Below are 1,240 nucleotides of genomic sequence, written 5' to 3'. Positions count from 1 at the left end.
CGTCTCGGCACCGTTGACCAGGATCGGATAGTCGCCCATGGATCCGATGTCGACCTGGCCGGCCAGCATCTGCGCAGTCAGCGGTGGTCCGGAGGCGAAGTCGTGCCACTCGACGGAGTACTCGGCGCCCGTCTCTTCACCGAGCCGGTCCAGCTTGTCCTCGAAGATCCCCTGATCGCGAAGGAGCGTGCCGGCGGTGACCGTGTTGATGGTCTTGGACTGATAACCGACATTGACGACGACGGTCCCGCTGCCGCTCTCTGTCGCGGTCTCCGAGCCGCACGCAGCCACACCGAGGATGACCCCAGCCATCGCCAGGGCCGGCCGCGCATGCCCGTTGAGCACACGCTTCGAGTTCGGGTTCATGGTCGGCTCCGGCTCAGCGCAGCAGGTAGGGAATGTTGACCGTCACCGCGTCGACCGGGCACCGGGCGGCACACGGACCGCAGTACCAGCACTCGTCGACGTGCATGTAGGCCTTGCCGGAATCCGGGTTGATCGCGAGTGAGTCCAGCGGGCACATGTCGACGCAGAGCGTGCATCCATCGATGCACGTCTCCTCGTCGATCGTGACCGGCACGTCTACACGCGTGGTTGCCTGTGCCATCTTCTCGATCCCTTCGTCAGTGATCAGTGCTGTCGGTCGAACTCTGGGTGCCGGGGCGGGTGGGAATCCCGTCGTGGGCCGGGCCGTCGGGCTCTCCGATCGGCGGGGCGCTCGCGGAGTCCAGGCCCATGCGGGAGAATGCGCGGACGTCGGCGTCGACGTCGGTGAGCGTGAGTTCAAGGGTGGCCAGCACGTCGGGGCGGTGACGTGACCAGCCGGCCAGCGCGCGGACGGCCGCCTTGCGGACATCGAGGTTGTCGTCGCGTGTCGCGGTGACCAAGGCGTCGACGGCGTCGTCGGGTTCCGAAACGGAGAGGGCGACCGCGGCTCCCTCCCGCACCTGCCACGCCGCCTCGGTGATCGCGCGCAACGCGAGGCCGGTGGCCTTGTCGGTGCATCCGGTGTGCGCCATCGACTTCAGCGCCGCGGCGCGGACCAGCGGTTCGGCATCCTCCGCGAGCGTGACCAGGCTGGTCACACCCCTCGGGTCGGCCACCGCACCGATGCCACGCGCCACTGCGATCCGCACCGAGCTCGCGGCGTCGGGCACCGCCGCCGCGAGTGCTTCCAAGGCGTCGAGCGAGACCAACCCTTGGACCACCTCCCGCCGGACGTCGTCGTGCTGGTCCGCCA

At 68.8% G+C, this 1,240-nt stretch carries 2 protein-coding genes and 1 pseudogene; all 3 read right to left on the bottom strand.

The features are described 5' to 3' along the window. A pseudogene (locus tag ELR45_RS38395) lies at positions 1-366 on the bottom strand (ABC transporter substrate-binding protein); the annotation flags it as partial. Between the two features lie 13 nt (positions 367-379). Next, entirely contained in the window at positions 380-607 is a 228-nt protein-coding gene (locus tag ELR45_RS19245; RefSeq protein ID WP_129667826.1) for a 4Fe-4S dicluster domain-containing protein, read from the bottom strand. A gap of 16 nt (positions 608-623) precedes the next feature. Next, positions 624-1,240 (bottom strand): HEAT repeat domain-containing protein (locus ELR45_RS38390; protein WP_205856872.1); only part of this gene is annotated, 617 nt, incomplete at its 5' end.

The sequence above is a fragment of the Phytoactinopolyspora endophytica genome (genome assembly GCF_004138495.1).
Taxonomy (GTDB): Bacteria; Actinomycetota; Actinomycetes; order Jiangellales; family Jiangellaceae; genus Phytoactinopolyspora; species Phytoactinopolyspora endophytica.
The sequence above is the reverse complement of the archived record's forward strand: the minus strand, read 5'-3'. Positions and strand labels throughout refer to the sequence as shown.